Annotated in this window: 15 protein-coding genes; 4 read left to right on the top strand and 11 right to left on the bottom strand. The window is 58.9% G+C overall.

Going from position 1 to position 16673, the window contains the following annotated elements:
* Position 1: 1 nt before the first annotated feature.
* Positions 2-1348, bottom strand: a complete 1347-nt coding sequence (locus ACQUWM_RS01060; RefSeq protein WP_407001094.1) for a Na(+)-translocating NADH-quinone reductase subunit A — start codon at positions 1346-1348, stop codon at positions 2-4.
* Positions 1349-1729: 381 nt separating this feature from the next.
* The gene (locus ACQUWM_RS01055; protein WP_407001093.1) at positions 1730-3241 is read right to left on the bottom strand and encodes a glyceraldehyde-3-phosphate dehydrogenase; all 1512 of its coding nucleotides are present in this window, start codon (positions 3239-3241) and stop codon (positions 1730-1732) included.
* A gap of 126 nt (positions 3242-3367) precedes the next feature.
* On the opposite strand from ACQUWM_RS01055, the gene mfd reads away from it, so the two are divergent.
* Positions 3368-6877, top strand: coding sequence for a transcription-repair coupling factor (gene mfd / locus ACQUWM_RS01050; protein ID WP_428920892.1), 3510 nt, complete (start codon positions 3368-3370; stop codon positions 6875-6877).
* A 58-nt stretch (positions 6878-6935) separates the two neighbouring features.
* On the top strand, positions 6936-7619 hold the full coding sequence (locus tag ACQUWM_RS01045) for a CsiV family protein (protein ID WP_428920891.1): 684 nt from the start codon (positions 6936-6938) through the stop codon (positions 7617-7619).
* On the opposite strand, the gene ACQUWM_RS01040 is transcribed toward ACQUWM_RS01045, so the two are convergent.
* From ACQUWM_RS01040 to ACQUWM_RS01020, 5 genes are read right to left on the bottom strand one after another with little or no spacing between them, the layout of a single operon-like run.
* Positions 7600-8382, bottom strand: a complete 783-nt coding sequence (locus tag ACQUWM_RS01040) for an S-methyl-5'-thioinosine phosphorylase (RefSeq protein WP_407001090.1) — start codon at positions 8380-8382, stop codon at positions 7600-7602. The two genes, ACQUWM_RS01045 and ACQUWM_RS01040, sit on opposite strands and share 20 nt — an antisense overlap.
* 12 nt (positions 8383-8394) lie before the next feature.
* Positions 8395-9645, bottom strand: a complete 1251-nt coding sequence (locus ACQUWM_RS01035) for a mechanosensitive ion channel family protein (protein ID WP_428920890.1) — start codon at positions 9643-9645, stop codon at positions 8395-8397.
* 56 nt (positions 9646-9701) lie between these two features.
* Positions 9702-10208 (bottom strand): L,D-transpeptidase family protein, encoded by a 507-nt coding sequence (locus ACQUWM_RS01030; RefSeq protein WP_428920889.1) that lies wholly within the window; start codon positions 10206-10208, stop codon positions 9702-9704.
* A 59-nt stretch (positions 10209-10267) separates the two neighbouring features.
* Positions 10268-10942: a TetR/AcrR family transcriptional regulator gene (locus ACQUWM_RS01025; RefSeq protein ID WP_407001087.1), complete on the bottom strand. Its 675-nt coding sequence runs from the start codon at positions 10940-10942 to the stop codon at positions 10268-10270.
* A 60-nt stretch (positions 10943-11002) separates the two neighbouring features.
* Positions 11003-11914, bottom strand: coding sequence for a hypothetical protein (locus ACQUWM_RS01020; RefSeq protein WP_428920888.1), 912 nt, complete (start codon positions 11912-11914; stop codon positions 11003-11005).
* 178 nt (positions 11915-12092) lie between these two features.
* Between ACQUWM_RS01020 and ACQUWM_RS01015 the strand changes: the two genes are divergently transcribed.
* Entirely contained in the window at positions 12093-12713 is a 621-nt protein-coding gene (locus ACQUWM_RS01015; protein WP_428920887.1) for a riboflavin synthase subunit alpha, read from the top strand.
* On the opposite strand, the gene ACQUWM_RS01010 is transcribed toward ACQUWM_RS01015, so the two are convergent.
* Complete coding sequence (locus tag ACQUWM_RS01010) at positions 12686-13843, bottom strand: class I SAM-dependent methyltransferase (RefSeq protein ID WP_428920886.1); 1158 nt, start codon at positions 13841-13843, stop codon at positions 12686-12688. The genes ACQUWM_RS01015 and ACQUWM_RS01010 overlap by 28 nt on opposite strands.
* A 119-nt stretch (positions 13844-13962) precedes the next feature.
* On the opposite strand from ACQUWM_RS01010, the gene ACQUWM_RS01005 reads away from it, so the two are divergent.
* Positions 13963-14409 (top strand): hypothetical protein, encoded by a 447-nt coding sequence (locus tag ACQUWM_RS01005; protein ID WP_428920885.1) that lies wholly within the window; start codon positions 13963-13965, stop codon positions 14407-14409.
* Positions 14410-14496: 87 nt separating this feature from the next.
* On the opposite strand, the gene ACQUWM_RS01000 is transcribed toward ACQUWM_RS01005, so the two are convergent.
* From ACQUWM_RS01000 to can, 3 genes are all read right to left on the bottom strand, one after another.
* On the bottom strand, positions 14497-15543 hold the full coding sequence (locus ACQUWM_RS01000) for a methyltransferase (RefSeq protein ID WP_407001082.1): 1047 nt from the start codon (positions 15541-15543) through the stop codon (positions 14497-14499).
* A 109-nt stretch (positions 15544-15652) separates the two neighbouring features.
* Entirely contained in the window at positions 15653-15826 is a 174-nt protein-coding gene (locus ACQUWM_RS00995; RefSeq protein ID WP_407001081.1) for a hypothetical protein, read from the bottom strand.
* A 124-nt stretch (positions 15827-15950) separates the two neighbouring features.
* A complete protein-coding gene (gene can / locus ACQUWM_RS00990; protein ID WP_407001080.1) occupies positions 15951-16628 on the bottom strand; it encodes a carbonate dehydratase in 678 nt (225 codons plus the stop codon).
* Positions 16629-16673 lie beyond the last annotated feature (45 nt).

Here is a 16673-nt window from a genome sequence, read left to right as displayed (position 1 = left end):
ATTAGCCCTCGATCTCGATTCGGGTCAGGTTCTCGCGGAGAATCGGACCGTATTCGTATTTACCCGGGCACACGAAGGTACACAGCGCCAGATCTTCTTCATCCAGTTCCAGTGCACCCAGCTTCTGTGCCGTTTCCGTGTCGCCCACAATCAGCGAGCGCAGCAGCTGAGTCGGCAGGATATCCAGGGGCATGACCTCTTCATACGTGCCCACCGGCACCATGGCACGTTCACTGCCGTTGGTGGTGGTGGTGAAGTTGAAAAGCTTGCTGCGTGCCAGCTTGGACAGGTAGATGTTCAGCACCGAGAACTTGTTCGGCCCCGGAGACAGCCAGCCCATGAACTCACGCTTATAGCCCTCTTCCAGAACAGATATCTGGTTGGCAAAACGACCAAGATAAGCACAGGGACCGTCACCACGACGACCGCCGAACACCGAGCCGGAGATCATGCGTACATCGCAGTCGGTGGCCAATTCGTCCTTCAGAAGCTCGTTCAGGTTAGCGCCAATACGAGTGCGGATAAGACGCGGCTTAAGGGCCTTGGGACCACCAATGGCAACCACCCGCTCCACCGGCAGTTCTCCGGTTTCAAACAGCCTGGCAATGTCGATCACATCCTGGTAGCCAATCGACCAGACCACCTTGTCACCGGCAATCGGGTCAAGGTAATGGATATGGGTGCCTACGTTACCGGCCGGATGAACACCATCAAACTGGTGAACTTCGACGCTATCCGTTTTGGGAACAGGCACATCCGAGCCAGGCTTACCGGTGACAAACACCTTGCCAGTGGTCAGCTTGCTCAGGATTTTCAGGCCTTTTTCAAACGCCGCGCTGTTTTCCCGGATGATAACGGTCGGGTCAGCAGCCAGCGGGTTGGTATCCATCACAGACACAAAAATGGAATGAGGGGCCGTATCGATAGCCGGCACCTTGCTGTAAGGACGTGTCCTCAGCGTGGTCCACAACCCGGATTCCACCAGGTTATCGACGACCTGCTGCCGCTCCAGGCCGGCCAGGTCCGCCTCGTTATAGCGAGCGAAGGTTTCGGCATCGTCACCATCGATCTCGATGACAATCGACTGGAAAACACGACGCTCACCACGATTGATCTCTTTTACCACACCGGCAGCCGGGGAGGTATAACGCACGCCTTCGGTCTTCTTGTCCGTGAACAGCAGCGTACCGCGCTTGACACGGTCTCCCTCTTTTACAGCCATCGTCGGCTTCATGCCGTTATAGTCAAAACCGATCAACGCCACGTGGCGAACGGGTTTGCCGTCAGTAATGGTCTGCTCAGGAGCGCCGCTGATGGGAAGATCCAGGCCTTTTTTGATCTTGATCATTAGCCTTATCCAATCATCAGAAACTATTCGATGGATTTGTAACGTCGGTCCCTGTGGCCCAGATTCCCTTGCCGGGATGCACCAGGATGGCTGCACCGACGCAGCGAAAGCTTACAGGTTGAGGTTCACCTTGCTTTCGGCAAAAGGGAAAGATGAGAAACGGGTGCCAGACGTACCCAAAATCGCGCCAATTATAGAGATTATGTCATCCTATTTCCACCTGAAACCCGGCGGAGTTTGTGCTCGAACGTAACACAACCATGGTGGAATTCAGGCCAAAAAGAAACCCCGGCAGCATAAGCTGGCGGGGTTTCTGAACAATTTGCCACTGCGAAGGGCCGTCAGGCGCTCCACAACAACAGGCGCTCTACCACTAAAGCATCAGTCGCGAGCACGCTTCGGGAAGATCGGATATGTCACACCGGCCATCTGGTTGACGCAGCGGACCACCTGGGCACTGTAACCGAACTCGTTGTCGTACCACACGTACAGGATCACACGCTTGCCACCGGCAATCGTCGCCTGGGCATCAACAATACCGGCGTGTCGAGATCCAACGAAATCAGTGGACACCACTTCCGGGGAGTTCACGAAATCAATCTGCTTCTGCAGCTCGGAATGCAGCGCCATTTCGCGCAGGTATTCATTCACGCTCTCGACACTCACATCCGCTTTCAGGTTCAGATTGAGGATGGCCATGGATACGTTCGGGGTCGGAACCCGGATGGCATTGCCGCTGAGCTTACCCTTCAGTTCCGGCAAAGCCTTGGCAACCGCCTTGGCAGCGCCGGTTTCAGTAATAACCATGTTCAGAGCGGCACTACGACCACGACGGCTACCCTTGTGGTAGTTATCGATCAGGTTCTGGTCGTTGGTGTAGGAGTGGACCGTTTCAACGTGACCATCCTCGATACCAAACTCGTCGTTGATCGCTTTCAGCACCGGAGTGATCGCGTTTGTAGTACAGGAAGCGGCCGACAGAATCTTGTCTTCGTCGGTGATCCAGTCGTTGTTGATGCCGTAGACGATGTTCTTGATGTCGCCCTTGCCGGGTGCAGTGAGAATGACCCGACTGACCCCCTTGGATTTCAGGTGCAGCCCCAGACCATCTTCGTCACGCCAGATACCGGTGTTATCAACAACGATGGCGTTATTGATTCCGTACTGGGTGTAGTCGACCTGATCCGGCCCCTTGGAGTAGATCACCTTGATGTAGTTGCCGTTAGCGATCAGCGCCGAATCTTCCTCATCCACGGTGATCGTGCCGTCGAAGGGACCGTGCACGGAATCGCGGCGCAGCAGACTGGCACGCTTCTCCAGATCGTTCTCGGCACCGCCCTGACGAACCACAATCGCACGCAGGCGCAGGTTGTTACCGCCACCGGCTTTCTCGATCAGGATGCGCGCCAGCAGACGACCGATGCGACCAAAGCCATACAGGACCACGTCCTTTGTGCCGTTCCCGGCATCTTCCTCGGACTGGGTCGCGTACTGCCCCACAACGGGACCAATCTCGCGGTTAAGGAATTCCTCCAGCGAGCCGCCTTCAGCCTTGAACTTGACCGCCAGCTTGCCAATATCCACATGGGCACGCCCCAGATCCATGCTGTCCATGGCCTGCAGGATCGGCAGGGTGTCGTGAACCGACAGCTCGCTGTCCTCTACCTGACGGACGAAACGGTGAGCACGAATGATGCCGATAACTGACTGATTGATGATTGAGCGGCCGTATACGGAAGTAACCACATTATTCTTGCGGTATAGGCGGCCGATCAGCGGAATCATGGCTTCCGCAGTGGATTCTCTCTCAGTCCAGTTAGACAGGTGCTGGTTAATCTGTTCGTGACTCACGCTTGAACCTCTGCAGTTGGCACTTGGAAAAGTTGGGCGCATATTATCCAACTTAAAATGCCAGACCGCAAATACTGCCGGCATACCTACCATGACAGCCACCGTTGCGACCGGTAGAATACGCGCCTCGCCGCCCCGGACTTAAACTGCAGGAGAAGACAAACGCCCATGACTGACGGTGCATCCTCACTACGCTCCCGCCCTGCCCTGGTGGCTCCGGAATTCCCGGCAAAGGCTGCCGACCACCGCACATGGGGCCAATTGCACGGCAGCAGCGATGCACTGGCCATTTGCGAAAGCGCAAACCGGCACCGGGGCCTGACGCTGGTCATTACCCGCAGCACCGACGAGGCCATTCGCCTTGAACAGGCCATGCGCTTCTACCTCGGGCTGCCAGCCGAGGAAGACGGCACGGCCGTAACCGGATCGGGCCTTGAGCTGCTTTCACTGCCAGACTGGGAAACCCTGCCCTACGATCTGTTTTCGCCTCACCAGGACATTACATCCCGCCGGATTCGCACGCTGCACCGCCTGCCATCAACCCGCCACGGGGTTCTGGTGGTCCCGGCACGCACCCTGATGCATCGCCTGCCCCCGGCTCAATACCTTCAGGGCAACACCCTGCTACTGGAGGTGGGACAGACACTGGAAATAGACGAGTGGCGCCTGCAACTGGAATCCGCTGGCTACCGTCACACCGAGAATGTCTACGAACACGGTGAATACGCCGTTCGCGGCGCCATTCTTGATATTTTTCCGATGGGCGCGACGCAACCCTACCGGATCGACCTTTTTGATGACGAAATCGAGACCCTGCGCACCTTTGACCCGGAAACCCAGCGTTCGATTGATCGTATCAACAGGATCGAACTGTTGCCGGCCAATGAATTTCCGTGGAATAAGGAGGCCCGTTCCGGTTTTCGCAACCGCTGGTTCGAGCATTTTCCCAATGCCGACAAGGACGCCCCGATCTACCAGGACGTCAGCCAGGGCATCACGCCTCCGGGCATCGAATACTACCTGCCGCTGTTTTTTGATGAATCAGCGACGCTGTTCGACTACCTGCCGGAAGGCACTCACGTTTTCACCGCTGACGGCCTGAACGACGCCATCGCCCACTTTGACGCGGATACCCGGGCGCGATATGAAGACCGGCGCCATGACCGCTTGCGTCCGATCCTACCGCCGACCGAGCTGTTCCTGCAGCAGGACGAGCTGTTCGGGCAGCTCAAGCGTTTTCCCCGGGTTACCCTCACGACCACTACGGCAAGCGCCGCCGGCTCCGAGAATTGCAGCACCGACGAACTACCCGACGTCGCCATGGATGGTCGTGCAGCGGACCCCGCCGCTCGTCTGAAACGGTTCATTGAAGCTTTCGGCGGGCGCGTGCTGCTGTGCGCGGAGTCCTCCGGTCGCCGGGAAGCCCTGATCGACAACCTGGCTGACCACAATGTAAAACCGGCAACGCTGAACAACTGGCAGGCGTTCCTGGAAGACACCGATTGCCCGCTGGGCATCACCATCGCTCCCATGGAACAGGGACTGGTGCTGCCAGGAGAACACCTGGCACTGGTCACCGAAACCGCCCTGTTCGGCGAGCGGGTACTGCAGCGCCGTCGCCGGGAAAAACCTACGGAAGTGGACGATTCCGGCTACCGCGACCTGTCCGAGCTGCGCATCGGCGCGCCAGTGGTTCACATCGACCACGGGGTCGGCCGCTACAAGGGCCTGGAAACCATCACCGTGGAAGGCGAAGCCAGCGAGTTCCTGATGCTTGAGTACGCCGGCGGCTCGAAACTGTACGTTCCGGTGTCCAGCCTTCACCTGATCTCGCGCTACACCGGTTCCGACACTGAACACGCCCCTCTTCACAAACTCGGTACCGAGCGCTGGAGCAACGCCAAACAGAAAGCCCTGGAGAAAATCCGCGACACCGCCGCCGAACTGCTGGATGTCTACGCCCGCCGCGAGGCCCGCAAAGGATTCACCTTCGAAGACCCCCAGGAAGCCTACCGCGCCTTCGCCGCCGGCTTCCCCTTCGAGGAAACCCCGGATCAGCAGGTGGCCATTGAATCCGTTTTCGAGGACATGACCAGCGAACGGCCCATGGATCGACTCGTTTGTGGCGATGTGGGCTTTGGCAAAACCGAAGTGGCCATGCGCGCGGCGTTTATGGCGACGTTCTCCGGTAAACAGGTAGCGGTCCTGGTGCCGACGACACTGCTGGCACAGCAGCATTACGAATCCTTCCGTGACCGCTTCTCCGATACAGCGGTGAACGTGGAACTGCTCAGCCGCTTCCGCAGCGGCGCCCAGACCAGCAAAGCCATGGAAGCGATCGAAGCCGGCAAAGCGGATATCGTGATCGGCACCCACAAACTGCTGCAGGGCGACGTCACATTCAAAAACCTGGGACTGGTGATCATTGACGAGGAACACCGTTTCGGCGTACAGCAGAAGGAAAAACTCAAGGCGCTACGGGCGGAAGTGGACATGTTGACGCTCACCGCCACGCCGATTCCCCGCACCCTGAACATGGCCATGGGCCACCTGCGGGATCTGTCCATTATCGCCACGCCCCCGGCGCGCCGGCTGTCAGTGAAAACCTTCGTGCGCCAGCGCGATGACGCCATGGTCAAGGAAGCCATCCTGCGGGAAATCCTGCGGGGCGGCCAGGTGTACTTCCTCCACAACGACGTGGCCACCATCCAGAAAACCGCCGAAGACCTGCGCCGACTCATTCCCGAAGCCCGTGTGGGCGTGGCCCATGGCCAGATGCGGGAACGCGAACTGGAACAGATCATGTCGGATTTCTACCACAAGCGCTTCAACGTGCTGGTGTGTACCACCATTGTGGAAACCGGCATCGACATCCCCAGCGCCAACACCATCATCATTGAACGCGCCGACAAGTTCGGCCTGGCTCAGCTGCATCAGTTGCGGGGCCGGGTTGGCCGCTCGCACCACCAGGCCTACGCCTACCTGCTGACACCACCGCCGCGATCGATCACCACCGACGCGAAAAAGCGCCTGGAAGCCATTTCCGAGGCCCAGGATCTGGGCGCCGGCTTCATGCTGGCCACTCACGACCTGGAAATCCGTGGCGCCGGCGAGCTGCTCGGTGAGGAGCAGAGCGGTCAGATCGAGAGTATTGGCTTCACCCTGTACATGCAGCTGCTTGATGAGGCGGTCAAGGCCATCCGCGAGGGCCGCACCCCCAACGCCGACCTGCCCCTGAGCCACGGCACCGAGATGAACCTGCGCATACCCGCGCTGATCCCGGACGATTACCTCCCGGACGTCCATAACCGGTTGATGCTTTACAAGCGCATCGCCAGCGTCAGCAATAAAGATGAATTAAAAGAACTTCAGGTTGAGATGATTGACCGCTTCGGATTATTACCGGACCCAGCCAAAAACCTGATCCATCAGAGTGAACTTCGGCTGCGGGCGGAAGCCCTTGGTATCGTCAAGATCGACGCTGGCAAGGAGTGGGCCCGGCTGGAGTTTGGGGCATCGACACCAGTCGACCCTCTCGTTCTGGTTAAAAAAGTGCAATCCGCACCAGACCAGTACCGCCTGGAAGGAGCCAACAGTTTCCGGTTCCGGCTGAAGGATGACTCAACCAATGGTAAACTCGACGGCATTTCCGACATGCTCGGGCAGTTGACTCCCTGAATTTCGGACCTGCCCGCCAAACGATAGCAACTGACATTGTGGAGTAAAGCCCTTGCGAATGCCCGGTTATGCCCTGCCCGGAAAGGCCCTGATCACCTTCACCGCTGCCCTGCTGGCGCTTGCGCCGTTGCTTGCCACTGCTCAGGAGGGACACCTCTACCGGGCGGAAATCGTCATTGTTGAACGGATTGTTGATCCTGGAAACGTTGAGGAACACATGGCCAGCCGGATGCCCGAGCCGGCGACCAATGTTTCGAAACAGATGAAGGTAATCCGCGAGGACGGCAGCGTGGGCACAACGCTCCGATTGGCGCCCGACAGCGACCTGAGATTGCAGTCCGTCGCCCAACGCCTGGAGAACAGCGGGCGTTACCGGGTACTGATGACAGCAGGCTGGTACCAGTCATTCCCGCCGGACTACGACGGCGAACCGATGCAGATCGCCGTTGGTGACTGGCTGGCGGGCGCCGGCCACCGTGAAGTGGAAGGCCAGATTACGATTGACCGCCAACGCTACCTGCACGTGAACGTGAACCTCAACCACTGGCAGTCGGCCGCCAATGCGGCTTATCCCGTTCAGGAGAGTACTGAGGGGATTGCACAGCAACCGGCAGACAGCGCTCCCCCGGCGGAGCTTCTTACCTGGATCCGCGAGACACGTCGCATGCGCAGCGAGGAAATCCATTTCCTGGACTCCCCCACCATCGGAGTTCTGGTGTTCTTCAGGCCGGTTGAGGGCTGAGCGCCCCCAGCCCGGCCATGGATTCCTCAAGAATCCGCTTCACCCCGGACATTCCCTTCTCAATGGCGGCCTCAATCTCTTCCATCGTAATGATGTGATCGGATTTGCCGGCCGCCCAGTTGACCACCAGCCCCAGACACACGTAATTCATCTTGAGCTCGGCCGCCAGCGCCGCTTCGGGCATACCGGTCATGCCGACCAGGTCGCACCCGTCCCGCTCCATCCGGGCAATTTCCGCTGCTGTTTCCAGACGCGGTCCCTGGGTTGCCCCATAGACACCGAAATCGGAAAACGACAGATCCAGCGCTCTTGCCGCCTCACCCAGCACCTGTCGAGCAGGCTTGGCGTAGGGAAAGGTGAAGTCGATGTGGGTTACTTCCTCTAGCTCACCTTCAAAAAAAGTGCTCCCGCGGCCCCAGGTATAATCAATAATCTGATCCGGAATCACGATGTGGGCAGGCCCCATGGCCTTGTGAATCCCCCCCACGGCATTAACACCGACCACGGTCCTGACGCCAGCGTGGTGCAAGGCCCAGAGATTCGCCCGGTAGTTCACCTGATGCGGCGGAATGCGGTGAGGATTGCCGTGACGGGACAGGAAAATGACAGGCTGATTGCCCAAGCGGCCCTCAACCAGAGCCGACGAAGGCTTGCCCCACGGAGTGTCCAATTCGCGCTCGCCGGTGATTTCCAGTCCGGACAGGGTGGTCAGTCCCGTTCCGCCGATAATGCCGACTGCCGCCGGCGTCTGTTCGTTCGTCATGCCTCGCTCCCGTCAATCACCATTGCCGCCCCCCGTCGCTTCCGCAGCCGATCCGTACCGGGTGCGCTGGGAGGCATGGGACTTGTCCGACCCCTCATCGTTGTTCTCAATAGGCCCTTCATCGTCACTGGCCGCGCCGGATTTTCCGTTGTCGGCGCTGGCCAGCCGCACGCTGTCCGCCACATGCAAGGTGCGCGTCGGGAACGCCACTTCCGCACCATGGCCCTCGATAATCTCACTGATTTTCAGCAACACATCCTGCTTCACCTCGTGATACTTCACCCATTGGGTGGTCTTGGTGAAGGTGTACACCATGATGTCCAGGGACGAGGCGTTGAACGCCAGGAAATTCACGATCAGGGTCTGGCTACTCTCAATCTCCTCGTGATTTTCCAGCATGGTGCGAATTTCGGAGACGATGGTGGCCATCTCACGAACATCAGCGTAGCGGATGCCGATGGTTTCCGAGATACGGCGGTGACTCATGCGGGAGGGATTTTCCACGGCAATCGTGGTGAACGTAGCATTTGGGACATACAGCGGACGCTTGTCGAAAGTCCGGATAGTGGTCAGTCGCCAGCCGATGTGCTCAACGGTACCCTCGATGTTGCGGTCCGGGGAACGCACCCAGTCACCCACCTTGAAGGGTCGGTCCAGGTGAATGATGAAACCGCCGAAAAAGTTCGCCAGCAGGTCCTTGGCGGCAAAGCCGACGGCAATACCCCCCACGCCACCGAACGCCAGTACACCGGAAAGACTGTAACCCATGGATTGCATGATGATCAGTACCGCTGTAATGATCACCACCGCGCGGGACAGCTTGCTGATGGCATTAACCGTGGTGTAATCCATCGGTTTCTTCATTTTCATCGGGGAGACAAGAATGCTCTCACCTTCCTTCACGAAACGAAGAATGGCCCACACCAGCACCCAGATAAAACCGATCCTGAGCAGATGTTCGTTGACCGCAAAAATCTCTGCCTCGGAATAGTGATAGGCGACTTCCGCCGCCCAATAAACCCCCTGAATCCAGACGAATGCCACCACCGGCTTGCGCGCCGCGTGAAGAAACGCATCGTCCCACAGGTTCCTGGTTTTACTGAGACGCTTTTCAAGTGCGTCCACGACATGGCCGGCAACATAAGCCACAGTTGCGGTTCCGAACACCAGGGCGAAAACAACAACACCCACCCGCCAGCTTTCGGAAAGCAGTTCCCAATTTTCAATCCAGCCATCAATGGCGGCTTGCAGTTCCCCGATCATGGACGTCCTCAGTCGTAAAATATCAATGCCAGCAGGGCCGCACCAATGCGCGACGTTCAGGATTCTTCGATGGTAACGAGAGTGCCCGGAGTGACCAGATCATAAAGCCTGATTACATCGGTATTGCGCATGCGGATGCAGCCATGGGATCTGGGCTCCCCCATGGGTTCGGTATCCGGCGTGCCATGAATGTAGATGAAGCGCCGGAAACTATCGACCCCGGGGCCACGGTTTATACCCGATTCACAACCGCACAACCAGAGAATCCTGGAGAGAATCCAGTCCCGCTCAGGATGGCGGGCGGCGAGTTCAGGGGTGTAGATTTCACCAGTTGGTCGCCGGGCAACAAACACAGTACCTTGCCGCCGCCCCTCGCCCACCATGGCGCGAATATAATGCCTGCCGCGGGGAGTGCAACCGCTACCGTTTTGCTCTCCCGGACCGTTCAGGGCCGTGGACACCGGGGCTTGAAACAGCGGTTCGCCGCCGGCGCTAATCAGCGCCAGCGACTGGGACGCGATACTGATGTGGAGATGGGGAAAGCCCCCCTCTGGCGAGTTCATCTGCAGTTAAGCTCCCGACCGACAATGCCAGTGCTGAAGCCTAACCGAGACAGGACAAGTCAGGCAACCGGAGCCTGACCGAATGACGGCACCAGCATGGCGTCCTCGGCTTGCATGCCAGCAGCCAGGAACGGCACCAGGCGTGCAGCAATTTCCTGGACGGAGGTTTCAACACCCAGCTTGTTCTCGAGAATATCCCGCAATGCATCGCTACTGGACATGGTGAACGCGGTGGCCCCGAGCATGAACTGTATCCGCCAGTATCGATCCACCGCCGACAATTGCGGCGTGGCTTCTTTCAGTAGCCCCATAAAGCGACTGAAAGGCTGACTGTATTCCTGCTCCAGGAACTTGCGCAGGTGACCCTGGGACTGGGTATAGGCGAGCCCGAGCAGGCGCATGAAGATGGAAATGCCCTTCTCGTTGCGCTGGGGCATGCGCACGGCGCTTTCCGTCAATGCCCAGAGGGTCTGATTAAGAGTGGGCGGCTTGCCCTCACAACGCTCCTCCAGCTCATCAAACGACGTTTCCAGGGTGGAGGAAAACGGCGTCAGGAACCGGGCAAACACGGCGTGGATCAAGGCATTCTTTGAGCCAAAGTGATAATTGACAGCGGCCAGATTTACTTTAGCCTTGCTGGTAATCATCCGCAGCGAAGTTTCGGAGAACCCCCGGTCTGCAAACAGCTCCTCGGCGGCATCCAGGATGCGGTCAACGGTATCAGACTGAGCCATATTGTTATCAGTGCCTCTAGCAAACGTCTGTTTGAAACATACGTTTGAGACACCGTCATGTCAAGCTCTCTGCTCGGGTGATGCCGCCACTGACGCCCAACCCCGGTCAATCGCCTCCTGATTGCCATCAAAAAAGGCTTTCTGTACCCGATCGTAGGCTTTTTCCGCCTCCAGCAGGTAGATCAGATAAAGCCGGACATACTCGCGGCGAGTCATGTTCCGGGCCAGGGTCCGGTGCTCCGACAAGGCCAGCAGCTCACTGAATCGCGACGAACGCAGGGCTGCGTTGAACTCCGCCATGCGGGCACACTGCCAGACCAGCCCCTCCTTTCCTTCCAGATGCTCGATATGCTTGCGGGCGTCCCGCAACAACCGCTGTCGCATCACGATGAGATCAAGGTAGGACGGGCGCGAGGTGTAGACTCGGCGAACGGCCGGCACCCCCAGCATGAGGATAATAGTGAACGCACCAAAGCCGCCACCAGCAATCCATGCCGGCACAAACCCTGTCAGCCCGCTGAGGAAAATCAGCGCAGCCACCAGCGCACCGAACAGCCAAAGATCCCGACTGCGCCTGGCTTTGGCGAGAGAGTAATTGTCGGGCCATCCCGACATGGCAAGGGTGTCAAAATCCATCAGTAGTACGCGGTCGCACTGCTTCAGCATCAACCGCAGCTTCCTCTGCCGGGACTCCGCCAGGGCCTTTTCAATGGCTGCCGGCTCCTCCGAGGATTCTGTGGCGTCTGCCTGCCCTTCGTCGGCGCTTGTCGCTTCCATTGACTGCTTATCGGCCTCTGGCGCAGCCTCCGTCGCCCGATCGGTCGATGGGAAAGACTGTCCGGCCGGGCGGGCGTCGCTCCCGGCTTCGGCAGGCACATTCGGAGCGCCGGCCGCAGGCACAGGGTCCGCCGCACGGCCCTGCCGCAACACCGGCTCTCCGGGTTTCTCCGCTGTCTGTCGTTTTTCTGCCATAGCCCCTGCCAACCAAATCCTTGCTTGTGACCGGTCGAGCCGGCCCTATGGTTATCCAATACCCGGGTATCGGCCACTTTACGATAACCTTGACCCCTTGGCATCGGGACACCAGGTCGCTATGCTTTGCCGGTATGTCGCCGGCCCGAAGCTGCCGGCCCCACAAAGAGGTTAGTTCATGTTCACTGGCATTGTTCAAGGCGTTGCCACCATTCGGAAAGTGTCCACGGCCCCCGGGCTGAACACTTACGCCATCCAGCTCCCGGCCGACCGGACTGAAGGCGTGACCATTGGCGCTTCCGTCTCGATTAACGGAGCCTGTCTGACCGTCACACGTCAGGAAGGCGACTTCCTGTACTTCGATGCCATGCAGGAAACCCTGAGGCTGACCACACTGGGAAAGCTGACCCGGGGCGACCGGGTGAACTTCGAACGGGCAGCGCGCATCGGTGATGAAATCGGCGGCCACCTGCTGTCGGGCCACGTCCACACCACCGCGACCGTGGCATCCATTGAGCGGCCTGAGAACAACGTCACCATCGAGTTTGAAGTGCCGGAGGCCTGGGCAAGGTACATCTTTCCAAAGGGCTACATCGCCATCAACGGCGCCAGCCTGACCATTGGCGAGGTGGCCGGTAATCGCTTTAACGTCCACCTGATCCCGGAAACCCTGAGGGCCACCACATTTGGCGATATTCGGGAAGGTGATGTGGTTAATATCGAGATCGACAGCCAGACCCAGACCATTGTGGACACCCTCGACAGGCTGGGTTATGACCGCCCCGCTCCCAGGGACTGATGGCGGGCTGAAAACACCACGAATTTGGGATCGGCCTGCAACTGGGTAACCACAGGAAAATACCGCTTCAGGCTGCGGTGATAACCCAGGTGCCGGTTACCCACCATCAACAGCTGCCCGCTTTTCGCCAGATGCCGGGCAGCCTGCTGAAATAATCGCAGCGCGATGTGATCGCCCACCACACCGCCCTCATGGAATGGTGGGTTGAGCAGGATCAGATCAAACGCTCCCGCGTCTTCCGGAACCCCGTCCCCATGACAGAAGCGGGCCTCCACATCCGGCGCCAACCTTTCAACATTGAGCCGCGCACTGGCGACGGCCTGACTGGACACATCACTGAACATCACGCTGAGTGCCGGCTGGGCGGCCAACGCCTCAAGCCCGAGAACGCCGTTGCCGCAGGCCAGGTCCAGCACCCTTGACCCGGGCGCCAGCTTCGCGGCTGCCTGGCGAACGTCCGGCAACAACAGCCGGGTACCGATATCCAGACGCTCCCGGGCAAATACGGCGGGAAGACCACTGACACTACCGCCCTCACCCAACGGGTAGCCTTTCCACTGCCCCTGCCAACCTTCCAGCCCCTGCTCGCCCGGCCCACAGATCACCACGCGGGCCTTCTTGCGGGCGGGGCAGACCTGCTTCGTCTGAACCAGGTCACTGAACACCTCGGCACTCCGGTCCGGCAGGTGTTTGATCATACCGCCGGCAATCAGGACGCCGTCGGGAGCCAGCACCTCGTTTGCCCAGCGCAGCAGCCAGCTCAAATAATCCAACTGCCGGGGAATCCGCATGACGATGACATCAAAAAGGCCTTCTGGCGGCGTCAGCCAGCTCTTCGGGGCTGCCACGCTGACCTCTCCGTTCAGGCGCCCGTTCAGGACCAGGGCCTCTGACAGACTGGCGCTGTCTGCCAATGATTCCGGTGCCAGGCTGCTGAGCCCCAGGGTGAGCGCACCGAACTGGTCATCCACCACCAGCACCCGCGAACCGACACCCTCCGGCATCCGGGCATACATCTGTTCCAGCAGCAACTCATCGGTAGCATCCCAGGCCCGGAGGCTGCGATCCGTGTTGCCAGGGCGTTTCAGGGTCAGAGCGCCTTTCGGCGTTTGCAGGGTGTCACTTGTCATTTCGGGCACCAAATCAGGCGGTTTTACAGAGCGGGACCATTCTAGGCTGATTATTCTAGAAATTAACCCTAAAGTGCCCTTCAAGTTGATTTGCAACCGATTCAGATGAGAGAGCCACTATGATCCGCGATTCCATCAAGAACCGCCTTGAGTCTGTCCAGGCAGCCGGCAAACGCGTTGAAGGCCAGTTGCGCCCGCAGCTCGACAAGGCATCCGCCGAATTGAAAAAGGTTCTGAGTAACATGGGCGCCGACGTATCCGAGCCCCGCAGCCTGTCTGACGTTGTCAGCCAGATTCGCAGCAAGAACCCGACGTTCCGCGAACTGACCCTGCGCCTGGATGTCGCCACCTACGACCTGCGCAAGAAACTGTGGTGGGACGCCAACATGATGACCGCCTACTTTACCGACAAGGCGGGCAAAACCTACGAGGCCGAGGTCAAGCCCAAGCTGACCGAAGCCCGCAACCGCGCCGAATCCGAAGCCCGCCGCCTGCTTGAACAGGTACGGGAGCTGACGCCGCGCCGCACCGCCCGCGAGCAGGACGACACCAGCCGGGAAGAATGATTTCAGGTTGTCTCCCTTTCTTTTGGAAACAGCCTTTTTGCCCCTCACCCCAGGGGCTTTTTTTCGTCTGCAGAAACGTTCCGCCGGTTACCGGCGCCTGGCGGAATACACGGTAAAACGCTTGTCGGATTGCAGTCGCGTCACCGGACCAATGCACTTGGCCATCAGCGCCTCATAGGGCAGAAAACTGTTGGCCACCAGCCTCAGCTCGCCCCCCGGCTGCAAGTGGACAGCGGCCTGCTGCAGAAAACGTTCGGTCATTGAAATGTCTGTCCGCACCCCGGCGTGAAACGGGGGGTTGGTCACTATGGCACGATACTTCCGGGTCACGCCCGCCAACCCGTCAGACGCCACAACGTCCCCAACGGCACGGGCATTGGCGTATGTCGCCTTCGCGCAGATCACCGCCTGGGACTGGACGTCTACCGCATCAACCGGGGAAGGTTCAACACCCTGCGCCCGCTGCCAGCACTGAATCCAGCTGCCAATAACACCGGCCCCGCAGGCAAAATCCAGTGCATGCCCGCGGGAAAGAGGTTGCTCTGCCAGGCTATGCAGTAACATCGCCGTGCCGTCATCCAGCTCCCCATCGCTGAAGATGCCAGGCAAGCCGGCCACATCCACTTTTATCCCTGCACATTCCACGGTGTGCCACTGCTTCCAGACCTCAAGGTCAAAGGCGGACACCGGCGTGAACGACTCAGCCAACCACACCTGACAATGACGGGCGCTATCCACCTTGGCGGCGTCGGGAGCAACCTCCTTCAGTTGCCGGACCGCCCCGGCAATCCCCTCGCGCTTCTCACCAATCAGGATCAGCCTGGCACCGTCGTCCGCCAGCCAACGCGCCAGCTCCAGCCGGAAGGTCAATTCCGCACGCGCCTTGGGCAGAAATATCACCACGGTATCGGCAGAAGCCGGTTGCAGGGCCCCATCGTCATAACCAAAGGCGGGGAGCCAGCCTTTCAGTACTGGAAACTGGGCAAATACTCCCGCGTGTTCGGTCATCGCCAGCCCACCGTCAGGTAAACGGGACAACAGGGCGGCATCGGAGAGCCCGATCAGGGCAAGGCGCCCACGGATCAGGTCGCGATTTCTGAGCAGGGCCTCATGGGCATTGGGTAATGCAGACATTGGTTTGGAATATCCCGAACTGGTTTACAGGCGGCATACTCTAACCGGATTCGGACCTGGAGTCTCGGTCCATCAAACTCCAGGCCGGGGAGCTATGAAAGGAATGCGCTTACTTGTACCGTGCCACGGTACCGACCCGCAGGGCGTCTTCCGGAGACATTCCCCAGTCTTCCCGTTGTGCGGGTGGACGGGGTTGCTCGCGCCTGTGGTTATGCTCGACAGAATCTTCTGCGCTCTTGCGCTGATTCAATGCATTCAGAGCTTTTTGCATCAATTCTCGCATGGCTCACCTCCTGACTGACAACGGTACAAGTGTACCGGAACCACAGGAGGCTATCTGTGATGACGACGGGGGTCAACAAGTGACCCTCATCACGATTTTTTGACGCAAATTGACAGCTTCTGAATTACTTTGCCTGGCGACTGGCACGTACCGGACGCAGAATCAGCTCATCCACGCTGTTCTGTTGCACGCCCTCAAGCTCCTGCTCACCGGAAATGGACAGCCCCATATCCCGTAACAAACCGTCAGCAACATCGTAGACAAATCCGTGGACCGTCAACGGCTGACCGCGACGCCAGGCTTCCTGCACAATGCTGTTCTGGCACACGTGCCCTACCTGCTCAACCACGTTGAGTTCACACAGGCGATCAACCCGATCCTGTTCGCTGGAGATCTCGTCGAGCACGGGTATGTATTTGTCCCGCACATCCTGAACATGACGCAGCCAGTTGCTGATCAGTCCGAAACCTTCGTTCAGCAAGGCCGCCCGGACACCACCGCAACCGTAATGCCCCACCACCAACACATGCTTGACCTTAAGCACGTCAATGGCGAACTGGAGTACAGACAGACAATTGAAGTCGGTATGGACCACTACGTTCGCCACGTTCCGGTGAACAAACAGCTCTCCGGGCAGCAAATCGACAATCTGGTTGGCGGGCACGCGGCTGTCCGCGCAACCAATCCAGAGGTATTCAGGCGCCTGCTGATTCGCCAGGCGATTGAAAAACTCGGGGTCCCGCGCTTTTATGCCATCCGCCCAGGACTCGTTATTTTTCAGAAGATGATCCAGCTGCCCCATATACCTTTCTCCCGCTAGTGATTCAGATAACGGAATTGAACGGTA

Origin of the sequence: Marinobacter sp. DUT-3 (assembly GCF_050379435.1) — a bacterium.
Taxonomy (GTDB): Bacteria; Pseudomonadota; Gammaproteobacteria; order Pseudomonadales; family Oleiphilaceae; genus Marinobacter.
The sequence above is the reverse complement of the archived record's forward strand: the minus strand, read 5'-3'. Positions and strand labels throughout refer to the sequence as shown.

Bases quoted from the DNA above. Each gene is read 5' to 3' on its own strand.
- ACQUWM_RS01060 (WP_407001094.1), bottom strand. From the start codon at position 1,348: ATGATCAAGATCAAAAAAGGCCTGGATCTTCCCATCAGCGGCGCTCCT.
- ACQUWM_RS01055 (WP_407001093.1), bottom strand. From the start codon at position 3,241: ATGCGCCCAACTTTTCCAAGTGCCAACTGCAGAGGTTCAAGCGTGAGT.
- mfd (WP_428920892.1), top strand. From the start codon at position 3,368: ATGACTGACGGTGCATCCTCACTACGCTCCCGCCCTGCCCTGGTGGCT.
- ACQUWM_RS01045 (WP_428920891.1), top strand. From the start codon at position 6,936: ATGCCCGGTTATGCCCTGCCCGGAAAGGCCCTGATCACCTTCACCGCT.
- ACQUWM_RS01040 (WP_407001090.1), bottom strand. From the start codon at position 8,382: ATGACGAACGAACAGACGCCGGCGGCAGTCGGCATTATCGGCGGAACG.
- ACQUWM_RS01035 (WP_428920890.1), bottom strand. From the start codon at position 9,645: ATGATCGGGGAACTGCAAGCCGCCATTGATGGCTGGATTGAAAATTGG.
- ACQUWM_RS01030 (WP_428920889.1), bottom strand. From the start codon at position 10,208: ATGAACTCGCCAGAGGGGGGCTTTCCCCATCTCCACATCAGTATCGCG.
- ACQUWM_RS01025 (WP_407001087.1), bottom strand. From the start codon at position 10,942: ATGGCTCAGTCTGATACCGTTGACCGCATCCTGGATGCCGCCGAGGAG.
- ACQUWM_RS01020 (WP_428920888.1), bottom strand. From the start codon at position 11,914: ATGGCAGAAAAACGACAGACAGCGGAGAAACCCGGAGAGCCGGTGTTG.
- ACQUWM_RS01015 (WP_428920887.1), top strand. From the start codon at position 12,093: ATGTTCACTGGCATTGTTCAAGGCGTTGCCACCATTCGGAAAGTGTCC.
- ACQUWM_RS01010 (WP_428920886.1), bottom strand. From the start codon at position 13,843: ATGACAAGTGACACCCTGCAAACGCCGAAAGGCGCTCTGACCCTGAAA.
- ACQUWM_RS01005 (WP_428920885.1), top strand. From the start codon at position 13,963: ATGATCCGCGATTCCATCAAGAACCGCCTTGAGTCTGTCCAGGCAGCC.
- ACQUWM_RS01000 (WP_407001082.1), bottom strand. From the start codon at position 15,543: ATGTCTGCATTACCCAATGCCCATGAGGCCCTGCTCAGAAATCGCGAC.
- ACQUWM_RS00995 (WP_407001081.1), bottom strand. From the start codon at position 15,826: ATGCGAGAATTGATGCAAAAAGCTCTGAATGCATTGAATCAGCGCAAG.
- can (WP_407001080.1), bottom strand. From the start codon at position 16,628: ATGGGGCAGCTGGATCATCTTCTGAAAAATAACGAGTCCTGGGCGGAT.